Below are 19,182 nucleotides of genomic sequence, written 5' to 3'. Positions count from 1 at the left end.
AGGTGTCTGTTAAACCCGTGGCGATTCAAATTTTGAACTTTTTGATTATAATTTTAATTATGTACTTCCCTCAAACCCAGAATAGTTAAATAAGGTATTCCTTTACGTACTCAGATGGCATCACTGGCTCCTCACCTGCGGCTTTCGCAAAATTTAAATAGCGTTGTCAGCCGCGTTAATAGATATACAATCTGGTGATAACTGTCTCAAATCGTTGTATATGCGACCTCAGCTTTCATATCATGTATTATATTTCAAAAAACGAAAATGTTAATTCAACCTCCAATTGCTAGTTTTAAAAAATATAAGTAATTAGAAATGCATGACTTGGTATTTTCAATAAAGTCGCAAAGCCATCCCCATCCAAATATGATATCAATTCCCATCATGATAAGGAAGAAAAACATTGAAAATGCAATAGATTTTATAGTACTTGCTATAATTTTATATTCAAAAAATGACTTATTCAATGCAGATCCTGCAATTTTGTTATATTCGTCCTCATCGAGAAATGAATATAGCTTACTCTTCCACACCTCCCGACTCTCATTCATTATGGCAATATGCTTGGTATTGATTCTCAATGTTATGAAGGTTGATAATAAAATATAAATTGAAAGTGCTATAAAAACATAACCATAAACATGACTATTTCCAGCCATTCTGGAATTATCCATGGCATATTTAAAAACTATAGTTGCAAGAACAAGTGCGAGATCTTTCCATAAAGTGCTAGCAATATCTTTTGTCTGTTGTACAATCTTCTGAACTTCTTCTACCAAATTCTTTCTCAGGTCACCTAGCGTTTTCAACGTTTCTTTACTAGCCGAAAGTAAATGAGCCCTGTAAAGGAGGCGTGCTGATTCAAAAGCAGAATTCATTTTCTTAACGATCCCAGTTTCGTATGCAACAGTCTCAGGCCATTCACGAGCAAGCTCACATGTAAAAAGTGTGTGTTTTATCTCGATTTCATCACCTGCTAAATAGATCCACCTTACTATTTCATTGAGGACGGGATAGATATGGATTGGAGCATTACTTGGAGTAAATAACAAGTTCTTTGGTGGTTTACCACTTATTTTTACATATAATTCTTCATCAATCTTATCCACTTCATTAACAATTGTTAAAAGAAGGTTCCTTACAGCTGATATTTTCCACTCATCAAAATAAGGGTTTTTAATATCAACATTGTCCATTATCATCCATGGTGATATATTAGTCGGAAATTCAATGCCAAATGTAGACACCTTCACGAAATGGCGAACTTTCAACTTGACATTTTTTTCACCATCTTCACCTTCCACTGGTTCAGACAACCATGGATGTACAGCAAAAGAATTGGTACTGAAGCCAGAGGTTAAACCCAGTAAGAAAACATTGCTACAATTATATGGCGAAGTAGAATCAGCCAAGAAATCAGACCAACCTTCAATCGAAAGGAAGTAATAAGAGTTTTTATGTTGTTTAAAACTTAGGTATACCGTGCATTCAGTACCTGGGCAAGCCTTCTTAGGCTCAACATAATCATCAAATGAGTCCTTAAAACTAAAATTTAGCCAATCTTTTTTTTGTGATCATATATATTCTGCCATTTATTGAGACATATTTTCGTCATTGTTCCAATAACGATTGCAGACTGATTGACTTCATCATATGTTTCAGTCACTGTTGACAGCGGGTCAGAAAGTCTTGTAGAGCTAATCGCCTTATCAATAAGTTTAAGAATTGAAATCATCCTGTTTTAATCCTGTAGTTATGATTTTTATTTCATATTTACCATTAGGCAATGGTTTGCGCTGAACTTTAGAGTTATCGTCAAAGATTATTGTAACACCCTCTTTTGTAACCCATTTATAGGTTGCTGGTTTTTCTATGTATTCTGGTTTAACCTGAAATGACTCACCGAGAAACCCTGACTCCTTCACTTTTTTATTAAAAGCCTCCTTGATTTTTGGTATGTCATCGAGTGGACCAAATATTGCCGTTAGAGTTGTATCAGGATCAACTGTATCAAATGAAAACTCTTTAGTCCCTAAGTGTTTATATATTCTTTTCACACCATCTGTGGCAACATGCTCCGGGAGAAATGAGCGATTTTCTTTGAATACATCTTTTAAAGCATCAAGCAATTTTACATTAAGGTCAACTATAGAATTTGAACGCTTAACCTCTAAAAAACCCTCGAAATATTCTGATATATGCGCCCGATTACTTCGGTCAAGAACAGTGATATCTCCACCCTGTACTGGGTCGAGTTTTACCAATGCAACCTTCTGAATAGAGTCAGCTTTACGTGTAAATGACTCGGTAAAAAACTCTAATTTTGGTTTGTAATTTTTCTTGTTTGCATCAAGATAATATCTTACTACTTCATCATTCTCGTACTTAAGTAATGCATAAAAACGTTTAACATCTGAATTAAGTTCAAAAACAAAGAAAGCACCTTTACTAGCATTTCCTTTATGTTTAGTGTGAAAGTCTACCGCTAATTGCTTGGATTCTTCAGTGAAATTCGTTTTCGGGTGCTTATTTATTTCACTCATAATCCTGAGAATTCTTTCAACGTTAGAATTAGCCTTAAATTTGAAAAGATTCCCTTTGAGACTGCTTTTTATCCTCGCCAGAAAAAATTCATTATAAATCAATGGGGTTATTTCTTTCAAAGTTATAGGGGCAGTTAATCCTTTACCTACAACATGAAATATCATCTTATTAATAGTGAGTTGCTGAATTTCTTCTTCAGTTAGTAAGCTCATTTATTTGCCTGTGTAAAGTAATAAAAATCAGTCCCAATACGTTATCAAGCCTAATGATAATTCAAAAAAAATCATGCAGCAATAGATAAAATTAAAACAAAAAAACATATTATTCAGATGGTTATGAAAATACACATCTCAATTGTAAAGGTTTAAAATTAAAAAAGTTCAATTAGGCTTATACCTCTTAGAGCTTCACATTTAAAACCATTCCTTATGTCAAATTATCACGGTAGCTCGAGGTAATGAGAATGCTTTCAAATGATTATGCCTGTGACCTGCCCCCAAGATTAGATACAAAGCTCAGTTAGTAATGTCAGTTTGTTTACCTTCTAATTTTCCATTTCTCCAGCTTGCTGCAAATTCAGCCGGCGTCTGGTATTTCAGCGATGAATGAGGTCTGGACTCGTTATAGGCCCTCTCGACTTAATAACTGCCAGATGCGCCGGTACCCAAAACGCCTTCGTTCGGGCGCCTGTTCTGTGAATAGGTGTTTTTTGAACCTTACGCGCTCGGGGCGCCCCGCCTCTTTCTGGTTACTAACCTTGCACGCCTAACTTCATATAATTGACCTTATATGAAGTTAGGATCCGGCAGCGAATCCCTGTATCATGGGATCCGGTCTGAAGATCACAACCGCGCATGAAATCTTCAGGCCTGTGTGAACAAATTAACAGGCATCGCTACGTAAAATCTGCAGGGTTTCTCCCCTGCTCCTCTTACAGAATTCACGTAGCGCTGTCTCCTGAAAGGATAAAAATGGACGATTTCAGACCACATTTACCCGTATCTGATGCTCAGCTGCCCGGCCAGGCTGACGTGGTGGCGCAGCTCCAGGCGTTTGTTCAGGACCGAGAGGCCTTTTCTGACAATACCTGGCGGCAGCTGCTCAGCGTGATGCGGATCTGCGCCGGCTGGGCGAAGGAGTACGGCCGCACCTTTCTGCCCATGACACCCGAATGCCTGCGTGATTATCTTATGTGGCTGCAGGCAAACGGACGGGCATCTTCGACTATAGGTACACACCTCGCTCTTATCAGTATGTTACACCGTAACGCAGGGCTGACTCCTCCCCATGCTTCACCCTTAGTTTTTCGGGCAATGAAGAAAATTAGCCGGACTGCTGTGGTTAGTGGCGAGCGCACAGGCCAGGCAATACCCTTTCGTCTGACCGATCTTCTCACGCTTGATACCAGATGGTCGGGGTCAGATTCTCTGCAGCACCAGCGCGACCTGGCATTTTTACACGTGGGCTATTCCACACTGCTTCGGGTGAGCGAACTGGGACGTCTCCGCGTACGTGATGTTTCACATGCTTCAGACGGAAGAATTGTGCTGGATGTCGGCTGGACGAAAACCATTGTGATGACCGGGGGGCTTATCAAAGGACTGGGCGCACTTTCAACGCAACGCCTGAGAGAATGGCTGAACGCGTCGGGCCTGATTAACGAGCCTGATGCCTTTATATTCTCCCCCGTTCACCGCACCAATCGAGCGAAAATCAGTACCGACAGGCCGCTTTCCACACGTGCAATGGAAGATATTTTTGCCCGCGCCTGGCACGAGGCGGGTCCCGCTGCGGATGTTAAACCCAATAAAAACCGGTACCGGGGATGGTCAGGACACAGTACCCGAGTGGGTGCTGCCATCGACATGGCCACAAAAAAATACAGTACTGTACAGATTATGCAGGAAGGCACCTGGAAAAAGGCAGAAACTGTGATGCGCTATATCCGGCATGTTGATGCTCATGCAGGCGCCATGGTTGATTTTATGGATGCACATGTGGTCAGTTGAAAGGCCAATACTCACAAATCGTTTTCTGTCCCACAGTCGCTTGATCATCAAGCATGATTGGGAGCTTCTATTTTACCGCTTATACGTTATATTTGTTTTTAACAGCTTCAAGACTGTATGGTAATAAAAAATCACAGGCGACAGTTGATGCCTGCCAAGGTGAACTGCCCACATGGCGCCAGTCGCCCTGCGCCGCCGGTTATGTTATGGCAGTTTCAGCCTTTCCCGGCCCTCACCCTCAAAAGTCAAACCCGCTCACCGCCGTACGAGAGCCACTGTACGCCGTCAAAGTATTCGCGACAATAAGGGTGGCGTTCTGAGGCCTGATAGTCATCCTGAGCAGCCTTGCGACTTCGGCGCAGACCGCTCAAAAGGTCAATATCCCGGCCTGGAAATGTGAACCTGCCCAAGTGGCGTTTCAGCGGACTGATACGCAAGTGCCGCCTGACCACTGACCTATCTTGATGGCAACAGCACGACTGTAACGAGCTCACTCAGGAGAGGATCATATAATCCTTCCCACTAGACTGCAAAACTGGCTGGTTATGATGCACTCCAGCTCAGGATCGCAGACTTACTTATCTAACCTGCGTCCTCTCTGGACCTGAAGCCCGTTAATCACCGGGCGCGCTACGTGAAAACTGGCGCACAGAACCCCTGCGGGTTATACAGAATTCACGTAGCGTTGCCTGCTACCCCCTCACATCGGGGCATGCTCAGAATGTTGTCCAGTTTTCTTCCAGCGTTGTCTCTTTTGATCGCATGGAATTGTCATGCGTCGTCGGGGATGCGGTAACCGTTACGGGCGCAACAAGTGCTGTTTTAACGGCGGAGGATGAATGATCTGAAAGTGTAAAAACGGATACAGACTGCATTAGCAGATCGGCCTGTTCACGCAGGCTTGCTGCCGCAGAGGCAGACTCTTCCACAAGTGAAGCATTCTGCTGCGTGACGTCATCAATTTCCGTCACGGCTATGCTGACCTGTTCAATGCCGCGCGCCTGTTCAGCAGTAGCGGCGGTAATTTCCTCTACCCTGTCAGTGAGTTGGCCCACCGAAGAAACAACGGCAGACATCGTGCCAGCAGAACGCGCTACCAGCGTTGAGCCTTCACTGACGCGCTGAGCGTTGGCCTCAATGAGCTGACGAATCTCACCCGCAGCAGTCGCACTGCGCTGCGCCAGTGAACGAACTTCACCAGCGACAACGGCAAAGCCGCGACCCTGCTCACCCGCGCGGGCAGCTTCGACGGCGGCATTGAGCGCCAGAATGTTGGTCTGGAAAGCGATGCTGTCTATCACTGATGTGATATCCGCAATGCGCCCTGAACTTTCGCCTATGCCCTTCATGGTATCGGTGATATCTGAAGTGATGTCATTACCCTGCCGGGCAACCTCACGTACCGTAACGGCCAGCGTGGCGGCCTGGCTGGCATTATCTGCGTTATTCCTGACCGTGACACCCAGTTCACCCATCGTGGCAGCGGTCTGTTCCAGCGCGCTGGCCTGTTCTTCAGTGCGCTGTGACAGATCGGTGTTTCCCTGAGCTATCTGAAGGCTTGCTGCGGCAACGCTTTCCGCATTCGCCCGAACGGCACTCACGGTTTGCACCAGGGAATGCTGCATGCCACGAATAGCTTCAAGCAGTTTCCCGGTTTCGTCTCGTCCACTCACCGGCACCTCTGCAGTGAGATCACCTTCAGCAACCCTTACCGCCGCTTCAAGTGCGATATTGACGGGCCTGACGATACTGCGGGTAATAAACCAGGCGAGCGTTGCTGCCAGTACAATGGCAGCCAGGCTGAGTGAAACGAGTAGCGTTACGGCGTTGCGCTGCTCTGACGCGGCTTTAGCTCCCGCGGTCTTCATCTGCTCCCCCTGGAAGCTGGCGAGGTCCGTGATGGCCGTTGTGTATTCGTCCTGAGCCTGATAAGCCGGCCCGGTGAGTAGTTGCGTCACCTCATCCCGCTTGCCTTCCATACCCAGTTTTACCGCCTGCTCAGAATAAGATAGATACTGTTTCCCTGCTTTTTTCATGACGTCAATCAGCTCGCGACTTCTTGGAGCGTGCAGTATGTGATCGACTTTGTTGAAAGCCGTTTCAAGCCGGGTGCGGGCCTGCTCATAATTTTGTTTCAGTCTTTCTTTTTGCGCCGGATCGTCGACAAGCGCGATGCTGCGAACCATACGACTCATATCAGTAACGTAAAAGCGAAGATTACTGGCAGCGGTAGCCTTGTCAAAACGATCGCCGGCCAGTTTATCCACGGTGTCGCCCAGTGAGTCGATACGCATTAAACCGGCCAGGGTAATAACGATGAGAAGAAGCAGGATAAAGCCAAATCCGGCACCGAGACGGACGCCGATTTTAATATTGTTCATTATCTTTCCTCGGTTAACACTCGAAAATGAAACAGTAAAGAAAACGGCTTCGTGCCGGGAGCCGATAATACGGGCGTTTGGCAAGATGGTGTTCTTAAATCAGTCCATAGCCCTGCTTAAGCATCTTGATGGCGTGTTCAGAGTGCTACTCCGCCCCACATCCCATGTTCAACCTGACATTTCCACCGCGACGAGAATCAGGGTTTTGCCCGCTTCTGGTTACAGAGCGGGACGAAATCGTGAGGAACTGCATCAGACAGCATCCAGTTCCTCAGCGTTTATTAGCGGAGCAGTGACAGCATGGTCTGTGGCACCTGGTTGGCCTGGGCCAGTACAGAAGAGCCCGCCTGCTGCAGGATCTGCGCGCGGGACATGTTCGACACTTCCGTCGCGTAATCCGCATCCTGAATACGGCTGCGGGCCGCGGTCAGGTTTGTCACGGTATTGTTCAGGTTGCTGATGGTGGACTCGAAACGGTTTTGCGAGGCACCCAGCAGGCTGCGCTGGTTATCGACCGCTTTGATGGCTTTATCAATGTCGGCCAGCGGCGTGGTACCTGACGCTGTGCCGCCTGAACCACCGGTGACAGCCCCTTTCAGCACGTCGAAGCCGATGGCTGACGTGGTGCGGGCATTGCCGTTGACCGTCTGGCCTGTCGTAGAACTGGTATTCTGAGTGGTGCCTGTAGAAGCGTTGCCCGCTGCAGCCAGGTCAAAACCGTCGCTTGAGCTCAGCGCAATACCAATAGTTTCGCCGTCTTTTGCGCCCACCTGGAAGTTGTAGGTGGTGCTGCCGGAGCCGGTGTTCAGCACTTTGATACCGTTGAAATCAGTCTGTTTCGTAACGCGGTCGATTTCCTGCATGCGCTGGTTAACTTCAGCCTGAATCGAGTCGACATCCGAGGCTGAGTTAGAGCTGTTCTGCGCCTGAACGGTCAGGTCACGAACTCGCTGCAGATTATTGTTAATTTCAGTCAGCGCGCCCTCGGCGGTCTGCGACAGCGAAATACCGTCGTTGGCATTGCGGGCGGCAACGGTCATCCCGTTGATGTTGGAGGTGAAACGGTTAGCGATGGCCTCACCGGCTGCATCATCTTTTGCACTGTTGATGCGCAGACCGGAAGACAGGCGCTCAATCGCCGTGCCTAGTGAAGACTGTGACTTTGTCAGGTTATTCTGCGTAACCAGTGACAGCGTATTTGTGTTGATAACGGCCATGTTGACTCCCTGTAGTCAAAGCGTGCAAATCACGCCCTAACGTTATCGTCACGATAGTTGCTTTCTTTAATTGTGACGCAGGTCGATCATTTATCACTGGAATTAATTTGACATACTGACGACGTGTCATGTTGACCATGCAACAGGCCTCTTTTTACTGACCACCTGTCAATCAGCCCAGATGGCCTGCGCCTCCTAAAAAGGGGCATTCATTTCACGTCAAGCCGGGATTGTCTGGTCACGGACTCAGGTAAGTCGAGTAATGGCACGGATAATCGCGGCTTTTCGATCGGGGAGAGATGTTTGTTGGAAAAGGACGTTGAGTCTCTCAATCAACTTTTTTTGCGTGACGGATTTCTCATCATAAGGGTTTTCTGAAGGCAATCCCATCAGTGGGGCAGGACGTGACTGAAATGACAGATTCCGACGTCAGGCAAAGCCGTTGCGCAGGCAATTGAAGTACGCAGAAACAATTTTTTTCAGATTATTCTCAATAATATTGGAGCGAAATAAGCACTAAATGCAAAAACCTATCTAGGATTAATCCGGTCGGACTGCTCTTGACGTCCGGCAAAGATTAACCAACACCAGAACGCCCTATATAACGAGAAAAGACATGAAAATATCGACTCGCCTTGCTGCAGGTTTCGGCCTGCTTATCTTCCTGTTCATCATCTGCACCGGTACTGCGCTGAATGCGCTCTATAAAGCCCGGGAAGGAATGGACAGGATCGTAAACATCAAAATGAAAAAGTACCAAATTGCGCAGGACATGCTCGGTGAACTGAGAGAGATGTCCATAGACGTCAGAACGCTTGGGCTGCTGAGCGATCCTGTGGCAATGAAACCCGTAGCAGAGCGCATGCAGAAAACTCAGGCGCAATATAGCGCTAACCGCCAGGCTCTTGGTGACTTGCTGAAGATCGATTCTCTTCCGGCAGGACGGAACGCTTTCAAGAGACTGACCGATACAGAGGCCTCTTTTTTTGCCATTTTTACAAAGGCCAGTCAGCTTGGCCTGGCCAATCGCGATAAAGACTTCTTTGAGTGTCTGACAAAAGAGGTCCAGCCCGTGCAGGATAAAATGCTCAGCGATTTGCAGGTTGTGACAGGGATACAGCAGAAGACAAGCATTGCTGAGGTGAAGGAGAACAGCACTTCAACTTCACGCTCATCTCTCATCCTGATCCTTCTGGCCGGTGCATCCATTTTCATCAGTGTCGGGGCCTGTGTATTGGTTGTCCGTGTACTAATGCGCCAGCTGGGCGGTGAGCCTGCCCAGGCGCAGGCACTGGCCGCCACCATTGCGGCCGGCGACCTCACCTCGCCGGTCGTGCTTCGCAGCAACGACACGACCAGCCTGCTGGCGTCGCTTGACAGCATGCAGGCCAACCTGCGCGGCCTGGTGTCGCAGATTAAAGAGACCTCTGCCTCTGTGGCCCTCGCCTCGGACGAAATCGCGCAGGGTAATACTGAACTGTCATCCCGCACCGAACAGCAGGCGGCTGCGCTGCAGGAAACGGCCGCCAGCATGGAGCAGCTGACCGCCACGGTGAAGAGCAACGCGGCCAGTGCGCAGCAGACAGCAGAGTCCGCCCGCGGGACCGCGCAGCTGGCTCACGCAGGCGGGTCGGAAGTACAGCGCATGTCAGCGACCATGCAGGACATCTCAGAGAGTGCCGCAAAAGTCCGCGACATCACGTCAGTGATTGAGGGCATCGCGTTCCAGACCAACATTCTGGCACTGAACGCCGCGGTGGAAGCGGCCCGCGCAGGTGAAGAGGGACGCGGATTTGCCGTGGTAGCCGGAGAGGTGCGTACGCTGGCACAGCGCAGCGCGACGGCCGCAAAGGACATCAAGACGCTGATTGAGCAGGCCGTCGATCAGATTGAAAGCGGCGTCGGCGTAGCTTCATCGACCGGACAGAGTATCCAGAAGGTGGTCGGCCTGGTCGGTGAGCTCGCTGAGGCGATGGATAACATCTCCCTGGCGTCCGCAGAGCAGATGCAGGGCATTTCGCAGGTGAGTGTTGCCGTTAGTCAGATGGACGGCGTGACGCAGAACAACGCGGCGCTGGTCGAGGAGTCATCCTCGGCTTCGCAGTCACTGTCTGAGCAGGCGCATGCGCTGAGAGGTATGGTGGAAACGTTCCGTGTCTGATGAAAACCAGCCCACTTACGAGGAAAGACTGATTAAGGCCGTCAGGCTAATGAAAGCGGATGTTGACGCGATTTACACGCAACTGAGGGATGGAACCTATGCTGACCCGGACACCTTTATCAATAACTGGACACATCTGATGGACCGGGTAAAAAATATGAAGCCGGTCCTCAGCAAGCCCGGCGTCATAGAGACGCTGATGCGTATGGATGTCCGGCTCACGGCAGAGTTGCTGGCCATAACTTACTCTGTGCAGATAATAGAGAATTTTATAAGATGCCTGGAGCACCAGGCCAGAGAGAATGGCAGCAAGCCCCGATAAACTCTCCCTGCAGTTGAAATACGTCTTTCACAGAACACCGGTCAACGTTACTCCGCTGTGATGTGTCTGTTGTCAGAAATATTCTCGTCGCCTCCGTGCTGGCCCGTCGCGTTCATGCTGACGGGCCTTTTTTTGTCCGACGACTGATGCCGGGTAAATGCATCATCCGGAAGCTGCACGGTTCTCCTTCTCCGGACACGCTTTCCCCGTACCTGACGGGCCTCACGCACACGCGGCCATCCTTTCGGTCTGGTAGCGTGTCTTCAAAGAGAATGTCAGGAAAGTTTCTGTTTGAGCCTGTCGTTGACCGAATATAACCGGATTCAGACAGGGAACTGACAATGCTAAAGGCGCTTGTGACAGGAAAATTAAGTCTGCGAAAACATTCTGGGGATGGGGATTCGGCGGAACCGCGCTGATTGTGGCCATCAGCAAGGCGGGTGTATCTGCACGGTAACGTCGTCAATCCGCTGTTTGCGCGTCATGCCCTTTCTTGAGGCGCTAAAAAGTCTCAGGAGTGACAGAATTGCTCCCGTCTCATCCTGTTCCGGACGCAGATGTTCCCAGAACCCGCCGTAGGAAATCTTGCGTGCGCGCCTCCTGAGGGCGCAACAGCACCTGTTCAGCGTGGCCCTGCTCCACAATTTGTCCGCTGTGCAGGAAACAGACGCGATCGGCGACCTCTCTTGCAAACTGCATCTCATGCGTGACCACGATCATGGTCATTCCCTGCTGTGCCAGGTTGCGCATGACCTGCAGAACCTCGCCGACTAACTCCGGATCCAGTGCTGATGTCGGTTCGTCGAAAAGAATGGCTTTCGGCTGCAATGCCAGCGTTCGGGCGATGGCCACGCGCTGCTGCTGACCACCGGAAAGCTGCGACGGCCAGGCGGAGACTTTGTCGGCCAGCCCTACTCTTTCCAGTAACTCTTTGGCTATCTTTTCGGCTTTACTGCGCGATTCACCGTTAACGTAAATCGGACCTTCCATCACGTTTTCCAGCACGCTACGGTGCGGAAAGAGGTTAAATCGTTGAAAAACCATTCCTATCTGGCGACGAAGCGAATTGATATTTTTACTTTTACTGTCAACATGCTGGTCGAGCACGCGAATGGTGCCGCTTTCATAGCTTTCAAGCCCGTTAATACAGCGCAGCACAGTCGATTTTCCGGAACCGGAGGGCCCCACCAGGCATACCACTTCGCCCTCATCGACGCGGAAACTTACCCCTTTCAGCACTTCAACTGCACCAAACCGCTTATGGACATCGCGAATTTCAATCATCTCAGGCTCCTTTTTTCTGACGATTTTCAAGGTGCTTAGTGAAAGCCAGCAGTGGCATGCACAAGGTCAGATAAAGTAACGCCACCAGCGTATATACGGTGGTGTTATCAAAGGTTGAGGCGGCCAGAAGCTGTCCCTGCCGGGTCATTTCGGTAACCGCAATCGTTGATGCCAGCGCAGAATCTTTCAGCATCATCACCAGCGTATTGCTATACGGCGGCAGCGCGACATGAAAAGCCTGAGGCAGGATGACGCGCCGCATCGCTTTAAAGAAGCTCATGCCCATCGAGCGCGCCGCTTCAAGCTGACCACGATCGACCGATTGAATACCCGAGCGAAAAATCTCTGCGAGGAAGGTAGAAAAGCAGAAAGCGATACCGACCACGCTGGCCTGAAACGATGTCAGGGTAATGCCGATATCGGGGAAAACAAAATAGATATAAAACAGCACCACAATCATCGGTAAGGCACGCGTGATATTGATGATGACGCTCACGGGCCAGGAGATGATTTTAAAAGGACACATTTTTGCGGCAGCAAACACCAGACCTAACGGCGTGCTGATGAGCAAGGACAAGATCGTGATATAAATTGTCATTTCCGCCCCTTGCAAAAGAAAGGGAAGGTAAACGTGAATACTGCTCCAGTCCATTATGCGCTCCCGCCGGTGTTGAGTGTGAGGCTAAAATTCATTTTAATGAATATGGCTACCCGTAAATATTGTCAAACTTTTCATCTGATGACGTCATAGCATTAACTTATTCATGTAACAAAATGGATTGAAGGCTCACTTTGCCCCGAAATCAAAGGGTTTTGTGTTAATTTGTGAGGCGCGGCATTTTTAAAAAGAAAAGATTGACAGGTGGGGATTTAATTTCATTATAGTGAAGTTAATTGTTCGCATGTTAATCAGGAGTGAGTGATGTCTATTCGATCGCACGTTACTATGGCTTTATTGTCTGTTGCCCTCGGCGTCACTTACAGTGCGCACGCTGCCACATTAACGGCAGGCTCGCCGCCCTCCAGTGCGCCAACGACATTTCTGGATACGAAAACCGGTAAGATTGAAGGCTTCATGCCGGATGTGGCTGCCGAAGTGGCTAAACGTCAGCACCTGGATGTTAACTTTACGGCTGTGCCCTTCTCTACGCTTATTCAGTCTGTGATTGCTGGCAAAATTGACATGATCGTGGCCGGGATGACACCAACACCCGAGCGTGAAAAACGTATCTCGTTCTCACAGCCGGTCACCGCATTCGGACCCGGGTTGGTCGTGCGTGATGACAACAAAAAAGTCTATCGCTCTCAGCAGGATCTGAAAGGTGACATCGTTGGCACCATGACAGGCACCGATTACACGCAGGCTCTGATTAAGAGCGGTATCCCGAAAGAGGTGAAAGTGTACGACAGTCCGGCAGACATGATGCGTGATCTGTCGCTGGGTCGTATCGCGGCGGGCATGAACGATTACCCGATCATGAAATATCAGGAAAAATCAGGTGCGTACAAAGGCATGCATGTGGTGGATGGTTATAAGCCCGAGCATATCGCGCCCATGGCCTTTGGTGTGAAAAAAGGCAACGATAAGCTGCTTGCCGATATCAATACCGCCCTGACGGCGATGAAAGCGGATGGCACTTTGCAAAAAATCAAAGCTAAGTGGGGAATGCCCTAATCGCGCTTTCATGCACGGAGGCACGAAACCTTAAGGAACATGGTGATGAAAACAGCGTTAATGCACTCTGAGGATCTGAGTGCCGTCGAGATCAATATTGGCGTACGGTTAAAATTAATACGCAAGTCTCGCAATATGACTATTAAAGAACTGGCGCAACAGGCAAATGTGTCGGCAGGGGCAATTAGCCAGATTGAACGTAATCTGGCTAACCCGACGGTACGGGTACTGGAGCAGCTTCGGGTGGTCTTGAATGTCCCCTTGACCGCTTTTCTTGAACAACATGAGGTGATGCGGCCAGGTGCTGAACACTATGTTCGTCGCTGGCGTGAGCGACCGCATTTTCAGGTTGGCAAGCAGGGCATTAGCAAAGAGATGTTATCGCCGTCCGGCGAACACGATATCCAGTTCATGTATATCAGCATCCCTCCCCGCACGCGCTCTGAAGAAATGCTGACGGGGATAGGTGAAAAAGCAGGTGTGGTCATGGAGGGTCGGCTTGCGCTTGAGGTGAATGGTGAAACGACCTTCATCGAAGCGGGCGACAGCTTTCAGTTTAAAAGCCATCTGCCGCATAACATTTTTAACGACAGCGACACCGAAGCCCGTGTGTTGTGGATTATGCATATTCCGCCCCGACATCATATTTGAAACAAGGTTAACTCATGCGAATTAAGGTCGATAGCGTTAATGACAGTTCCGTCTTCCCCACCTCTGTCGATGTTGTTGTGATAGGCGGTGGCATTGTTGGGACGTCAACGGCATATGAACTGGCGAAACAAGGCGTTTCTGTTGCGCTGTTTGAAAAAGGCGTGATTGCCGGTGAGCAGTCAGGTAGAAACTGGGGCTGGGTGCGCCAACAGAACCGTGATTTGCATGAGTTGCCGATGGCGATACGAAGCCTGCAGCGCTGGGATGAACTCAGTACTGAAATCGGGATGGATCTGGGCTTCAGGCGCAGCGGCATCCTGTATGGCACGCTAAATGACGCTGACCTGGCGCGTTGGGAAAAATGGGGCCAGCAGGCAAAGCAGATTGGCTTTACCAGCCAGTTGTTGTCCGCGCGTGAGGCCCAGGAACGCATTGGTGACAAAACAGCATGGCGAGGCGGCGTGTGGTCACCGACGGATGGTCGCGCGGAACCGTCACAGGCCGCACCGGCCATCGCGAAAGGTGCGCAAAACCTGGGCGCCAGCATTTTTCAGCGTTGCGCGGTGCGGGCACTGGATATCAGCGCCGGTCGTGTTTCTGGCGTCTGGACAGAACGCGGATTAGTCAAAGCCAGCCGGGTGATCTGTTGCGGCGGTGCATGGAATTCGCGTTTCTGCAGGCAATATGGGATTGAACTCCCTGCCGCCAATATTCTGGGCACGGTGTTTAAAACAACCGCCGCCCCGGAAATTGTAAAAGGTTGTCTGAGCACGCCGCAACTCTGTGTTCGTCGCCGTCTGGATGGCAGTTATACCGTTGCCGTTCCGGGCCTGGGCCAGATCGATTTGGCGCCGCAGAACATCCGATATGCCGCAAAGTTTTATCCTATGTTCCGCAGTAAAGTAGCAAAAAAACTGACATTACGGCTGAATAGCTCATTCTTTTCAGGTCCTGAAGCCTCGGGGAGTTGGTCTCATGACACGCCTTCCCCTTTTGAAAAAATCCGGGTTCTCGATCCCACGCCCAACAAACGCATCATTGATGATGGTCTGGCAGAGCTAATCCGCTTATTTCCCGCGCTGGAGGGGACAAAAGTCGATTATGCCTGGGCGGGCTGGATTGATACCACACCGGATTTGGTGCCGGTTATTGATGAAGTGAACCAGATCCCCGGCATGTTTATTGCCTCTGGCTTTAGTGGTCATGGTTTTGCCATCGGGCCGGGTGCGGGACTGCTGTGTGCACAGATTATGACGAATAAGCCCGTTTATACCGACCTTGCCCCCTACCGGCTCTCACGCTTTGATAAAGGTAACGTTATTCGCCAGCCACAAATGATGTAGCGGTGCAGACCACAGAGACAGGCTATGCGAAAGCGCATGGCCTGGATTGGCCTGTCTCGTCAACATAGAGACGATCTGTTAGTGATCTACCGGGCGGTTGCACCCTTCTGAGCCAGCTTAATTTGCACAGTGTAAAAATCAGCCCTCATTCCCTGATTCTGATTAAGCCTTCTGTGGTGAGGCGTGAGAGAAAAAGTCATCCGTCATTACCGGAGAGAAAGGCGTAAAATCGATGGACGCAGCGGTAAGCAGGCGAGTACGACAAAGGGGCACCCGACCTTTGTGCGGCACCGACGGTGCTGATTATGGCCTGTTCTACAGGAAGACGCTGGCATGCAAATACTGGGAAGGCATATTTTAAAAAGCCCGGCAGCAATTTTACATCTCACCGGGCACATCACTCATGGATGAGGCGTAAGCAATTCTCGCTCTATCCGCTCGCGGGTTTCCACGGCCTGATACTTCATTTTTTCCGGATAACCAAAAAGCGATGCGGCCACAATAGGCTCTCCCCCTACTTTGAACGTCTGCTCTGCAAACTTCATTTCCCGCAACGTTCGGAACAGCGTGTCAAAATCTACTTCGCCTTCGCCGATGCCAACGTGCTGATGAATAGTGGCATCCACGCCTGGTGGGTTAACGATGTAACGGCAATGCTTCGTGTGGTTCATGGTATCGGCAATAAGAACATGGGACAGATCGTGTCCGGCATGACGGAGCATCTTCTCTACGTCGCCTTTTCCTTTATCATAGAAAAAGGTATGAGGAACGCTGTAGACATATTTAACGTTATCACTCCTGAACGACCTGACCATATTGACAGTCTCATCGCTCTCTTCACAGAAGTCCCACGGGTGCGCCTGAATTTCAACACGGATACCCTCACGTTCGAACAGCGGAAGCAGCGTTTCCATTGAGCGGTAAAACATTTCATCGCAGATTTCGGGTTGATTAGGATCGCCCGCCAGTTCGGTATTGATGACCTGTACGCCCATTTCGACGGCGATCTCCACCATACGTTTCCAGTTTTTAACGGCCGCCTGTCGGCGCAGTTCATCGGGACCAGACCAGCGATAAACACAGATAAACGATGAAATTTCCACACCTGTTTCGCGCAGCGCCTTTTTATACTCAGCCATGATCTCGCGGCTGGCACGAGGATGCTTATAGAAAGGGTTAATTTCCGGATGTGGAGACTGCTCAATGTAGTTGTATCCCCATTCCGACACCTGTTGGACCATTTTGGTGATGCCCAGATCTTTGATTACATCTACATCGAAAGCGATTTTCATTGATGCCACCTTTGCGTTGTCTTCTTGCTGCCTGAGTCGGGTTCAGGCAGCGAAAATCATTAAACGGATCGAATGTCAGGCGTTCTCAACCCTGTGTGACAGGCTGAGTCCGGTTCTCACGACCAGGACTTCAGCATTCCACCCACACCGAGCCGGAGTCGGCTGAACGGACACAGTTTTCCACCCATCTGACGCCAGCCAGGCCGGCATGGACATCGGGATACCAGAAGTTTTTCAGGAATGCGTCGTCGCCCCGATCGGTTGCATCCATTGCCAGCGCGAAACGTCGGTAGAGATTCGACCAGGCTTCGAAAAGTCCTTCCGGATGACCGCCGCCTATCCGGTCATCTTCACGAGCAGCCGGGTGCAGATAGTCCATGCCTCTTTCCAGAATGCGCACCGGCTCACCCTGAATTTCGAAACGCAGCTGGTTTGGCTGCTCATCCCACCACTCAATACTGGCTCTGGAGCCAACGATGCGGACTTTCTGCCCATGCATTGATCCGCAGTTGACGGCAGAGGCCCACAGATTTCCCACTGCGCCGTTCTCGTATTCCATCAGAACAAATGCGTTGTCTTCGAGAGGCGCCCGACTTTTCACAAAGCTCTGGCGTGAGCAAAGCAGCCGTCTGATTTTCAGTTCAGGTGCCATGGTTTCAGCGATACACAGCGGATGGGTCGCCAAATCACCCAGAACATAACTGGGTCCGACAAAGCGCGGGTCGACGCGCCAGCTGGTGCTGGCGTTATTCTGTTCAACGGCTTCGTGATGAAAACCGTGTGCAAACTGCATGTTGACGATGCGGATGTCACCCAGTAATCCCTGCGCGATCATCTCCCTGGCCTGAAGGATGAGCTGATGACCGGTGTAACCGTAGGTCACGCCGACGATCTTCTTTTTCTCCCGGCTCAGCTTCGCCAGATGTTCAGCTTCTTCCACCGTAAAGCACAGCGGTTTCTCACATATCACATGGAGACCGGCTTCAAGCGCTGCGCAGCAGACCGCAAAGTGCGTGTTGTTGGGTGTGGCGATCGAGACAGCCTGAATGCCATCATCGCGTTTTGCTTCTGATGCAAACAGGGTTTCATAGTCGGCATAGCACCGGTCCGGGGAAAGGCCCAGAGCTTCACCAAAGGCGCGGCCACGTGCAGCATCAATATCGAACGCCCCGGCAACTAAGGTAAATGTGTTATCGCGGAGTGCTGATGAACGGTGAATGTAGCCAATCTGACTGGTACCGCCGCCGCCCACCATGCCCCACCGCAGTGAATTTTTAAGCGGTTTAATGCCGTTAATCATGACCTTTCTCCTTAAAAACCGACTGAGTGCAGATAGTGCAGACTTGCTGTGACGTCACGCAGGCTGGTGTCTGCATCACGCGGATCCCTTTCCTGTTCAATAGTGATCCAGCCTTGATAATGGCGCTGGCGCAGAAATGCGTGGACATCGGGATAGTTGATAGCGCCGCTGCCAAGTGGGCACATGACGCCCTGGGCACAGGCGGTGAAAAAATCCAGCCCTTGTTTGATGGCCTGACGCCAGATAACCTCGTTGACGTCTTTGAAATGAAGGTAATCAATCCGGTCCCAGTAACGTTCCAGCGCAGCAACAGGATCCATGCCGGCGTAATACAAATGGCCGGTATCCAGACAAAGGCCGGCAACGCTATGAGGAATATCGCGAACCAGCCTTTCAAGTTCATCGGCAAACTCAATGCAGCCGCCTGCATGGGGATGAATGACCGGTCTGACACCGTACTCTTTCCAGGCGATCTCACTCAGAACGGTGATATGTCTCATCATGGTCTGCCAGTCGCTGTCGTTCAGTCGTGGCGCTTTTTCAGACTGGCCCGCTGTGGCTGCCCGTTCAGGATCGCCGAAATCGATGATGACGAGATAAGGCGTAGGTTTGCCCTGTTCGGAAAGGAAGCTCAGGTTGTGACAGATTTTATGGGTCAGCGCGATCATGGCCGGAAAGTTCTCTTCACTCACCAAATCGTCGAAAAGGGTGCCAGCAACGATCGACAGCTGGAATTCGGCAAGCGCAGCTTTTAGCGCATCCGGCTGGACGGGCAAATATCCCCACGGCCCCAGTTCCAGGCTTTTATAACCTGCAAGCGCGGCTTCTTTAAGCACGCTCTGCCAGGGGGGAAGAAAAGGATTCTTCGGGTCATCCACTCCCCAGCTGCAGGGCGCAGTCGCGATGGAAATCGTCATGATGTTTTTTCTCCGGATGCGGCAACACTGATGAACACTGAGCGCCCCGACGGCAATCGTCTGGCTCAATGCGCGCAGTATTG

General features: G+C 50.1%; 15 protein-coding genes and 1 pseudogene. 6 read left to right on the top strand and 10 right to left on the bottom strand.

What is annotated here, in order from left to right:
* Positions 1-275: 275 nt before the first annotated feature.
* Together AAIE03_RS21480 and AAIE03_RS21475 are read right to left on the bottom strand one after the other, a co-directional pair.
* Complete coding sequence (locus tag AAIE03_RS21480) at positions 276-1,415, bottom strand: hypothetical protein (RefSeq protein WP_498563192.1); 1,140 nt, start codon at positions 1,413-1,415, stop codon at positions 276-278.
* Between the two features lie 306 nt (positions 1,416-1,721).
* A complete protein-coding gene (locus AAIE03_RS21475) occupies positions 1,722-2,759 on the bottom strand; it encodes a nucleoid-associated protein (RefSeq protein WP_498563191.1) in 1,038 nt (345 codons plus the stop codon).
* A 759-nt stretch (positions 2,760-3,518) separates the two neighbouring features.
* On the opposite strand from AAIE03_RS21475, the gene AAIE03_RS21470 reads away from it, so the two are divergent.
* Entirely contained in the window at positions 3,519-4,556 is a 1,038-nt protein-coding gene (locus tag AAIE03_RS21470; protein WP_014333174.1) for a tyrosine-type recombinase/integrase, read from the top strand.
* Between the two features lie 314 nt (positions 4,557-4,870).
* On the opposite strand, the pseudogene AAIE03_RS21465 reads toward AAIE03_RS21470, so the two are convergent.
* From AAIE03_RS21465 to AAIE03_RS21455, 3 genes and pseudogenes are all read right to left on the bottom strand, one after another.
* Positions 4,871-5,099: pseudogene (locus tag AAIE03_RS21465) on the bottom strand (TolC family protein); the annotation flags it as partial.
* Positions 5,100-5,272: 173 nt separating this feature from the next.
* Positions 5,273-6,937 (bottom strand): methyl-accepting chemotaxis protein, encoded by a 1,665-nt coding sequence (locus AAIE03_RS21460; protein ID WP_041457888.1) that lies wholly within the window; start codon positions 6,935-6,937, stop codon positions 5,273-5,275.
* Between the two features lie 281 nt (positions 6,938-7,218).
* Positions 7,219-8,154 (bottom strand): flagellin N-terminal helical domain-containing protein, encoded by a 936-nt coding sequence (locus tag AAIE03_RS21455; RefSeq protein ID WP_013027894.1) that lies wholly within the window; start codon positions 8,152-8,154, stop codon positions 7,219-7,221.
* Positions 8,155-8,770: 616 nt separating this feature from the next.
* Here AAIE03_RS21455 and AAIE03_RS21450 point away from each other — a divergent pair.
* Together AAIE03_RS21450 and AAIE03_RS21445 are read left to right on the top strand one after the other, a co-directional pair.
* Positions 8,771-10,315 (top strand): methyl-accepting chemotaxis protein, encoded by a 1,545-nt coding sequence (locus tag AAIE03_RS21450; protein ID WP_498563190.1) that lies wholly within the window; start codon positions 8,771-8,773, stop codon positions 10,313-10,315.
* The gene (locus tag AAIE03_RS21445; protein WP_014598315.1) at positions 10,308-10,637 is read left to right on the top strand and encodes a hypothetical protein; all 330 of its coding nucleotides are present in this window, start codon (positions 10,308-10,310) and stop codon (positions 10,635-10,637) included. The genes AAIE03_RS21450 and AAIE03_RS21445 overlap by 8 nt, the downstream gene beginning before the upstream one ends.
* A 537-nt stretch (positions 10,638-11,174) precedes the next feature.
* On the opposite strand, the gene AAIE03_RS21440 is transcribed toward AAIE03_RS21445, so the two are convergent.
* Positions 11,175-11,921 carry an amino acid ABC transporter ATP-binding protein gene (locus AAIE03_RS21440; RefSeq protein ID WP_194761669.1) on the bottom strand — a complete coding sequence of 249 codons (747 nt, stop codon included), beginning with the start codon at positions 11,919-11,921 and terminating at the stop codon, positions 11,175-11,177.
* 1 nt (position 11,922) lies between these two features.
* A complete protein-coding gene (locus AAIE03_RS21435) occupies positions 11,923-12,573 on the bottom strand; it encodes an amino acid ABC transporter permease (RefSeq protein WP_105083258.1) in 651 nt (216 codons plus the stop codon).
* Positions 12,574-12,843: 270 nt separating this feature from the next.
* Between AAIE03_RS21435 and AAIE03_RS21430 the strand changes: the two genes are divergently transcribed.
* Genes AAIE03_RS21430 through AAIE03_RS21420 form a run of 3 tightly spaced genes read left to right on the top strand, consistent with a single transcriptional unit; the run spans position 12,844 to position 15,590 of the window.
* Entirely contained in the window at positions 12,844-13,596 is a 753-nt protein-coding gene (locus tag AAIE03_RS21430) for an ABC transporter substrate-binding protein (RefSeq protein WP_014333166.1), read from the top strand.
* Between the two features lie 45 nt (positions 13,597-13,641).
* The gene (locus AAIE03_RS21425) at positions 13,642-14,247 is read left to right on the top strand and encodes a cupin domain-containing protein (protein WP_014604642.1); all 606 of its coding nucleotides are present in this window, start codon (positions 13,642-13,644) and stop codon (positions 14,245-14,247) included.
* 14 nt (positions 14,248-14,261) lie between these two features.
* Positions 14,262-15,590: an NAD(P)/FAD-dependent oxidoreductase gene (locus AAIE03_RS21420; RefSeq protein ID WP_019105814.1), complete on the top strand. Its 1,329-nt coding sequence runs from the start codon at positions 14,262-14,264 to the stop codon at positions 15,588-15,590.
* 401 nt (positions 15,591-15,991) lie between these two features.
* On the opposite strand, the gene AAIE03_RS21415 is transcribed toward AAIE03_RS21420, so the two are convergent.
* The 3 genes from AAIE03_RS21415 to AAIE03_RS21405 all read right to left on the bottom strand — a co-directional run bounded on the left by AAIE03_RS21415 (position 15,992) and on the right by AAIE03_RS21405 (position 19,099).
* Positions 15,992-16,882, bottom strand: coding sequence for a sugar phosphate isomerase/epimerase family protein (locus AAIE03_RS21415; RefSeq protein WP_014598320.1), 891 nt, complete (start codon positions 16,880-16,882; stop codon positions 15,992-15,994).
* 130 nt (positions 16,883-17,012) lie between these two features.
* Positions 17,013-18,182 (bottom strand): Gfo/Idh/MocA family protein, encoded by a 1,170-nt coding sequence (locus tag AAIE03_RS21410; protein ID WP_024472086.1) that lies wholly within the window; start codon positions 18,180-18,182, stop codon positions 17,013-17,015.
* A gap of 11 nt (positions 18,183-18,193) precedes the next feature.
* On the bottom strand, positions 18,194-19,099 hold the full coding sequence (locus AAIE03_RS21405) for a TIM barrel protein (RefSeq protein ID WP_024472087.1): 906 nt from the start codon (positions 19,097-19,099) through the stop codon (positions 18,194-18,196).
* Between the last annotated feature and the right edge of the window lie 83 nt (positions 19,100-19,182).

It is taken from the genome of Pantoea sp. Ae19-2 (genome assembly GCF_059801205.1).
This window is presented reverse-complemented; position numbering and strand designations above follow the sequence as displayed.

Bases quoted from the DNA above. Each gene is read 5' to 3' on its own strand.
- AAIE03_RS21460 (WP_041457888.1), bottom strand. From the start codon at position 6,937: ATGAACAATATTAAAATCGGCGTCCGTCTCGGTGCCGGATTTGGCTTT.
- AAIE03_RS21410 (WP_024472086.1), bottom strand. From the start codon at position 18,182: ATGATTAACGGCATTAAACCGCTTAAAAATTCACTGCGGTGGGGCATG.
- AAIE03_RS21430 (WP_014333166.1), top strand. From the start codon at position 12,844: ATGTCTATTCGATCGCACGTTACTATGGCTTTATTGTCTGTTGCCCTC.
- AAIE03_RS21440 (WP_194761669.1), bottom strand. From the start codon at position 11,921: ATGATTGAAATTCGCGATGTCCATAAGCGGTTTGGTGCAGTTGAAGTG.
- AAIE03_RS21425 (WP_014604642.1), top strand. From the start codon at position 13,642: ATGAAAACAGCGTTAATGCACTCTGAGGATCTGAGTGCCGTCGAGATC.
- AAIE03_RS21475 (WP_498563191.1), bottom strand. From the start codon at position 2,759: ATGAGCTTACTAACTGAAGAAGAAATTCAGCAACTCACTATTAATAAG.
- AAIE03_RS21455 (WP_013027894.1), bottom strand. From the start codon at position 8,154: ATGGCCGTTATCAACACAAATACGCTGTCACTGGTTACGCAGAATAAC.
- AAIE03_RS21435 (WP_105083258.1), bottom strand. From the start codon at position 12,573: ATGGACTGGAGCAGTATTCACGTTTACCTTCCCTTTCTTTTGCAAGGG.
- AAIE03_RS21450 (WP_498563190.1), top strand. From the start codon at position 8,771: ATGAAAATATCGACTCGCCTTGCTGCAGGTTTCGGCCTGCTTATCTTC.
- AAIE03_RS21405 (WP_024472087.1), bottom strand. From the start codon at position 19,099: ATGACGATTTCCATCGCGACTGCGCCCTGCAGCTGGGGAGTGGATGAC.
- AAIE03_RS21420 (WP_019105814.1), top strand. From the start codon at position 14,262: ATGCGAATTAAGGTCGATAGCGTTAATGACAGTTCCGTCTTCCCCACC.
- AAIE03_RS21415 (WP_014598320.1), bottom strand. From the start codon at position 16,882: ATGAAAATCGCTTTCGATGTAGATGTAATCAAAGATCTGGGCATCACC.
- AAIE03_RS21470 (WP_014333174.1), top strand. From the start codon at position 3,519: ATGGACGATTTCAGACCACATTTACCCGTATCTGATGCTCAGCTGCCC.